This window comes from Streptomyces sp. NPDC058637, assembly GCF_042717325.1.
In the GTDB taxonomy this organism is placed as follows: domain Bacteria; phylum Actinomycetota; class Actinomycetes; order Streptomycetales; family Streptomycetaceae; genus Streptomyces.
This window is the reverse complement of sequence record NZ_JBHXRD010000023.1, coordinates 115,766-123,446: the sequence shown is the minus strand read 5'-3', so window position 1 is coordinate 123,446 and position 7,681 is coordinate 115,766. Positions and strand designations below refer to the sequence as shown.

At 67.1% G+C, this 7,681-nt stretch carries 2 protein-coding genes; both read left to right on the top strand.

The annotated features are described in order from the left end of the window. Positions 1–122: 122 nt before the first annotated feature. A complete protein-coding gene (locus ACFWVP_RS23420) occupies positions 123–7,022 on the top strand; it encodes a polymorphic toxin-type HINT domain-containing protein (protein ID WP_384499396.1) in 6,900 nt (2,299 codons plus the stop codon). 14 nt (positions 7,023–7,036) lie between these two features. Beyond that, a complete protein-coding gene (locus ACFWVP_RS23415) occupies positions 7,037–7,534 on the top strand; it encodes an SUKH-3 domain-containing protein (RefSeq protein ID WP_384499395.1) in 498 nt (165 codons plus the stop codon). Positions 7,535–7,681: the final 147 nt, after the last annotated feature.

Here is a 7,681-nt window from a genome sequence, read left to right as displayed (position 1 = left end):
TGCCGGTTCCCAGCGGAACCGGCACACCCGCCCGCTCCAGTCCCATCCCTCACAACGTGCGGAGACACGTGATGGCATTCAGAGGCCGGTTGTTGAACCGGCGCCTACCCGGGCGGTTGCTCATGGCGACCGCCCTGGGCATCACCCTTGCCCTGACCGGCAGCACAGTCCAGGCCGTGCCGTCGGCGCCGGGGCAGGAAGGACGCGGAAGGCCTGGTGTCCAGGACTTCGGCGATCCCGTGGAGGGCAAGGACGCCCAGGCGAAGAAGCGTCCGGCGGACGAGGCGAGCAAGGCCGCCGTCAAGCGGCTGGACAAGGCCGTCTGGCCGGCCGGCGGCAGCGCGAAGGTCTCCGTGGCCGCCACGTCCCCCGTCGAGGAGACCGTCGGCGGGCTGCCCGTCTCGGTCACAGCGATCACGCCCAAGACGCCCAAGACGTCCGAGACATCCAAGACGTCCAGGAAGACCGTGCAGCCGGCCGGTCCCGCCGAGGTCGAGGTCGCCGTACTGCCCGCGAAGCGGGCGGCGGCCGTCGGCGCCGGCGCGCTGATGCGCGTCGAGCGCACGGACGCGGCGGCGAAGGCCGCGAAGGTCCGCCTCTCCGTGGACTACTCGAAGTTCGCCGACGCGTACGGCGGCGACTACGGGGCCCGCCTGCAGCTCGTCCAGCTCCCCGCCTGCGCGGCCGTCGCGGTACCCGGCAGCAAGGCCTGCCCGGAGCAGGCCAAGCCCCTGGCCACGGTGAACGACGCCGAGGACCGCACCGTATCGGCCGACGTCCAGGCCACCGCGGCACCCGCCTCCGCCATGACGGCGAAGGCCGCTCCGAGCGCGGCACCGCTCGTCGCCCTCGCAGCGGGCCCGTCCTCCGCCCAGGGCAGCTACAAGGCGACCGCGCTCGCCCCGTCCGCGACCTGGAGCGTCGCCAACTCCTCCGGTGGCTTCAGCTGGAGCTATCCGGTGCGCACCGTTCCGACGCCGGGCGGACAGTCGCCCAGTGTCGGGCTCGGCTACTCCTCGCAGTCCGCCGACGGCCGCACCTCGGTGACCAACAACCAGGGTTCCTGGGTCGGTGAGGGCTTCTCGTACGACCCCGGGTACATCGAACGCCGTTACAAGCCGTGCTCCGACGACGGGCACTCCACGTCGGCCGAGCAGTGCTGGGCCTTCGACAACGCCACGATCATGCTCAACGGCAGTTCGTCCGAGCTCATCAAGGACGACGAGACCGGCGACTGGAAGTTCTCGTCCGACGACGGCACCAAGGTCGAGAAGCTGACCGGGGCGACGAACGGCGACAACGACGGCGAGCACTGGAAGGTCACCACCGCCGACGGTACGGAGTACTGGTTCGGACTGAACCGCCTCCCGGGCTGGACCGACGGCAAGGAGACCACGGACTCCACCTGGACCGTGCCCGTCTTCGGCGACGACTCCGGCGAGCCCTGCCACAACGCCACGTTCACCAGCGCCCACTGCAAGCAGGCCTGGCGCTGGAGCCTGGACCACGTCAAGGACACCCACGGCAACGTGATGTCCTACTTCTACGTACCCGAGACGAACTACTACGCCCTCAACGGCAAGACGGACGTCAACGGCACCGCGTACCACCGCGGCGGCTACCTCGAGCGGGTCGACTACGGCCAGCGCGACGGCCAGGCCTACGCGGCCAAGGCACCCGCCCGTGTCGTGTTCGACGTGGCCGAACGCTGCCTGCCCACCGCCGACTTCGACTGCGCCGAGTCCAAGCGGACCAAGGCGAACGCCGCGCACTGGCCGGACACCCCCGTCGACCAGGAGTGCAAGGCGGCCACCAAGTGCACCGTGGGCCAGACGTTCTGGACCACGAAGCGCCTGACCGGCATCACCACCCAGATGCGCAAGAGCGCCACCGAGTACCAGGACGTGGACGCGTGGACCTTCACCCACCTGTTCACCGACAACGGTGACGACTCCAAGACCCTCTGGCTGTCGAAGATCGACCACGAGGGCCGGGTCGGCACGGCGGCGAAGCTGCCGACGCTCGAACTCTACGGCGAACAGCTCGTCAACCGCGTCGACGCCGTCGGCGACAACATCGCCCCCTTCCACCGCTTCCGGCTCGCGGCCGTCCTCAGTGAGACGGGCGCCCAGCTGGACGTCAACTACGCGGCGACCGACTGCACCAAGGCCGCCCTGCCCAAGCCGGGCGAGTCGACCAAGCGCTGCTACCCGGTGAAGTGGGCCCCGCCCGGCACGATCGAACCGATCACGGACTGGTTCCACAAGTACGTCGTCGCCGAGATCGTCGAGACCGACCGCACGGGAGGCGGCGACAGCCTCGTCACCCGTTACGACTACCAGGGCGACGCGGCCTGGCGTAAGGCGAAGCCGGACGGCATCACGGAGGACAAGTACCTCACGTGGGGCGGCTGGCAGGGCTACAGCAAGGTCAAGGTGACCAGCGGCAGCGCCGACAAGCAGACCTCGCGGATCGACTACACGTATCTGCAGGGCATGGACGGCGACAAGGACCCGGCCGGCGGAACCCGTTCGGTGAAGGTCAAGGACTCCACGGGTGCGGAGTACACGGACGCCGAGGAGTTCACCGGTCACCAGCTGGAGGCCGCCACCTACGACGGGACCAAGGTTGTTGCCAGGACGATCAGTACGCCCTGGAAGTTCACCACGGCCACCCAGACCCGCAGCTGGGGCACCACCCATGCGGTGATCGTGCGTTCCGAGACCGAGCGCGGCTTCAGCCTGCTGTCCGACGGGACCTGGCGTGAGTCGAAGGTCACCTCCAAGTACGACACCACGAACAGCACCGGACGCGTCGTCGAGGTCGATGATCAGGGCGACGTCTCCACAACCGCTGACGACACCTGTGTCCGCAACTGGTACGTCGACAACACCGCCACCAACCTCCTCTCCCTGCCCTCACGCAGCGAGTCGGTAGGCGTGAGGTGCTCAGCCACCCCGAACCGCAAGACGCAGGTCCACGCGGACGAGCGCACTTCTTACGACGGCAAGGCGTTCGGTGAGTCCCCGACCAAGGGCGACGCCACGAAGACCGAACGTCTGACCGCGCACAACGGGACCACGGGCACCTACCAGGTCACCGGCACGACGACCTACGACGCCTTCGGCCGCCCGCTCTCGCAGAAGGACGCGAGCCTGGCGGAGACGAAGACCGCGTACACGGACGTCAACGGCCTCATCTCGCAGACCAAGAGCACCAACGCGCTGAACCACGTCACGACCACCGATTTCGCCCCTGCCTGGGGCATGTCGGCCGGTCAGACGGACCCGAACGGAAAGCGCACCGACCTGGCCTACGACGGCCTGGGCCGCCTGACCTCGGTCTGGCTCCCGGACCGCGCGAAGACCCAGACCCCGAGCATCAAGTACTCGTACAACGTCCGCCGCGACAAGGTCGTCGCGATCAAGACGGAGAAGATCGAGAACGACGGCTCGTACGGCGCGGAGTACCAGCTCTACGACGGCCTGTTGCGACCGCGGCAGATGCAGACGGAGGGTCCCGGAGGCACGCGCATGGTCGCCGACTCCTTCTACGACGGCAGCGGAAAGATCAAGAAGACCAACGCCACGTACAACGCCGCAGGAGCCGCGTCGGACGAGCTGCTGATCGTCCACAACGGCGAGGTCGGTCAGCAGAGTCTGTTGGAGTACGACGGCCTCGGCCGCTCGACCGCGCAGATCATGGCGGTCTCCGGCGTCGAGCAGTGGCGCACCACGACGGTGTACGACGGTGAGCGTACGACGATCGACCCGCCCGCCGGCGGCGTGCCGACCACCACGATCAACGACGCGTTGGGGAACACCAAGGAGATCTGGCACTACCGAGGGGGAAGTCCGAACCCGCTGTCGGGATACGACGTCACCAAGTACACGTTCACCCCGAAGAACGAGCTCGAGACCGTCGTCGACGCCAAGGGAAACGCATGGCGTTACGAGTACGACCAGCTGGGCCGCAAGACGAAGAGTGTCGACCCGGACGCGGGTACGTCGACCACTGAATACGACGCGCTCGACCGTCCCGTCTCGTCCACGGACGGCCGAGGCAAGAAGATCTCCAAGGTCTACGACAAACTCGGCCGCACCGTGTCCACGTGGGAGGGCGAGCCCACCACAGGCATCAGGCTCACGGAGACCCGATACGACAAGGCCGGTCTGCTGGGCCAGGCCTGGGCCGACATCAGCTACATCTCCCCGACGGAGTCATTCGGAACGGTCGTCCAGACGATGGACGACTTCTACCGCCCCCTGCAGACGAACTATGTGGTTCCCGCATCTCAGGGGTCGCTCGCCGGGACGTACAGCTTCACCTCGGCGTACAACCGCGACGGCACCGTCCAGTCGAGCGGCCTGCCCGCAGCAGGGGACCTGCCGGCCGAGGTGCTGGTCAGCGGATACGACTCCCTGCAGCGCCCTACGACGCTGACGGGCTCGACTCCGTACGTCACCGGCACCGTCTACTCCGACGAGAGCCACGTCCAGCAGTTGGAACTTTCCACCGGTAGCGGCAAGAAGGTCTGGCAGACCTTCGACTACGAGACCGGTACGGACAGGCTGACCCGCTCGGTGGTCGATGTGGCCGGGGCATCCGCACCTGCCAAGGAGTCCAACTACTCCTACGACCAGGCGGGCAACGTCCTGTCCATCTCCGACACGGCGAATGCGGCCAAGCCTGATGTCCAGTGCTTCGCCTACGACGCGCGCCAGCGCCTGGCCGAGGCATGGAGTCCGGCATCGACCGTGGCGAACGCCGGAGGCAATGGAACCACCGGATCTGTGGCGCCGGTGGAGGGCTCGGGACCGACGGCATGCCAGGCCGCTCCGGGTGCGAACCCGCTGGGGGGCCCGGCGCCGTACTGGACGTCCTACACCACGGACGCCATCGGCAACCGCACGTCCGAGACCGTGCACGACACGGCCCTCGACGCAGCACAGAACATCACGCGCAGCTACACCTACGGTGGTGCCGGAGCTCTCGGCGACGGCCCGCACCAGGTGACAAAGGTCGTCGAAAGCACTCCTACGGGTGACCGTCAGTCCACCTACGAGTACGACGACAGCGGCAGTGCAACCAAGCGCACGATCGGTGGCAACGCCCAGGTCCTGGAATGGACCGCAACCGGCAGGCTCGCCAAGGCGAAGGAGGCCAACGGCTCCGAGACCACCTACCTGTACGCCAGCGACGGCAGCCGGGTCCAGCGCAAGGACTCCACGGGTACGACCGTGTACCTGCCCGGCATGGAGCTCAAGCTCTCGGCCGACGGCACGAAGAAGGAAGCCACGCGCTACTACGGGCACGCCGGCCAGACGGTCGCGGTGCGGACGAACGACGGCAAGGTGTCCTTCCTCGCCTCCGACCACCACGGCACCGGCGAACTCGCCATCGACTCCGCGACCGGTGCGGTCACCCAGCGCCGCTTCGACCCCTACGGTGTCGAGCGCGGCGAGGCCACCGGCAGCTGGCCGGGGGAGAAGGGCTTCGTCGGCGGCACCATCGACAAGTCGACCGGCCTGACACATCTGGGCGCTCGTGAGTATGACGCGGTCATCGGCAAGTTCATCTCCGTCGACCCGCTGATCGACTACACACAGCCGCAGCAGATCAACGGATACGCCTACGCGAACAACAGCCCGGTCACCCATGCCGACCCGAGCGGCATGGCGATCCCCGAGTGCATGCAGGGGCTCATCGAGTGCCGGGGAGGCATGCCGGTCACCGGTGGGAAGTCCGACCCGGTGAAGCAGGCCGAGCAGAACTCCACCGAGGCCAGTGCCGTACTGGCGGGCGCGCAGGGCCAGCAGTCCGCAGCGAAGCAGCGCATCAAGTCCTCGGCCAAGGCCCTGGTCAAGATCGCCCGTGACATTCTCGGCGTCGACGCGGCGCTCGACTGTGTCTCCAGCGGTGACATGGGTGCCTGCGGCGAGACGCTGCTCAACATCGCCGGCAGCTTCGCGGGAGGTCTCGCCGGAAAGATCCTGGCCAAGTACGGAGCTCCGTGGAACTGGGCCAAGGGAGCCAGGCTCGCCAAGCGGGTGGTCGGACTGGTCGGCGATCTCGTCGGCGGCGTCAAGGACCTGTGGAATTCCTCCAAGGCGGTCAGCAAGGCGAAGGACGGTGTGGCCAGGGCCAAGGACGCACTGGCCGCGGCCAAGAAGAAGGCTGCCGCCGCTCTCAAGAAGGGTGATGGCTCCTGCCCGGTCAAGCCGGCCAACCACAGCTTCCTGCCCGGCACGAAGGTCCTGCTCGCCGATGGCACCACGAAGCCCATCGAGGACGTCGGACTCGGTGACAAGGTCACCGTCACCGACCCCGAGACCGGTGAGACGACCCAGCGTGAGGTCGTCGGTACGATCGTGACCGAGGACGACAAGCATTTCGTCGACCTCGCGATAAGAAGCGAATCCGGTGCACAGGAGTCCTTGGTCTCCACGACGACCCACCCGTTCTGGGCGGTCTCCGAGGGGCGCTGGATCGAGGCGGGGGACCTGCTCCCCGGCATGACCTTGCGTACCGCGGACGGCGACACGGCCACCCTTGAGGATCTCGACCACTTCGAGAAGCGGCTGCGGACCCACGACCTGACCGTGGCCGGGATCCACACGTATTACGTGCTGGCCGGCATCGTGTCCGTGCTGGTGCACAACTGCGGCGTTTCCGAAGGCCTGGAAAGGCAAGCGGACGCCGGTGAGATACGAGGCAGTGACTTCGCCGCCGAATACGAGTCCCAAGCCGGAAAGGTCTATCGTTCGGACAACAAGGAGCCGGTCCAGGCACCTGACGACATGGCGGAGATCTTCGCCAAGGCGGATCACCCCATGAATGGCGGATGCGCGGAGACGCAGTGCCTGAGTAAGGCCTACGCCGCAGAGGGTGAGGCGGGGATCCGCGGAGGCAAGATGACCGTCGCGCATGTGAGTGACACGGCCAAGGGGGATCACGCCACACCTGCCTCACCATGCAAGGCTTGCAAACGTGTGATGGACGGATTGGGGGTCAGCTACTAGTGCGTGACGAATCCGTGGACCCGTTCTCCCGGCTGGCTGTCGCCACAGTCGTCTCTCTGGAGGCTGCCGGATGGCATGCCGGCCGGCGGATCGACGTGTCCGATGCCACGCGTGCCCTGGAGTCGTACGGGTACGTTACGAACCGCGCGATCCTCGGATTCCTCGAGTCGCTCTGGGCATTGAAAGTCCAGCCTGCCAATGAAGACGGACCCAACTTCATCAACGGTGAAGCATTCATCGTCGATCCGTTGGGCGTGGGCAAGCGACACCGGGACGAGGCCGTGGCGGTCGGTGCGGCACTGGGAGGTTCCTGGTACCCCATCGGTTGGTGGCTCAGTTACTCCCATGTCTTCATGGGAGAGTCGGGTGCCATGGTCGCCTGTGCGAACGGCCTCGTCTGGGGTCTCGGGGACACACCGGAATCGGGCCTGGACTTCATGGTGAGAGCCCACCGTCCACTGACCTGTCTGCATGTTCCCGAAGGCATGAAGGCGTGGCCGGCCGACGACTGACGATTCCGTCGATTCCTGAGGACCGTCGCCTTTTCGATACCTGAGGTGAACCTGAGCCCCGACCGATGAACTGGTCGGGGCTCAGGGCATTCTGAGCCCCGAGACGGGCCCTGCTTCGATTTCCGCGCGGACGCGGAGGCTGGCCGG

Coding starts and splice junctions, on each gene's coding strand:
- ACFWVP_RS23420 (WP_384499396.1), top strand. CDS start 123: ATGGCGACCGCCCTGGGCATCACCCTTGCCCTGACCGGCAGCACAGTC.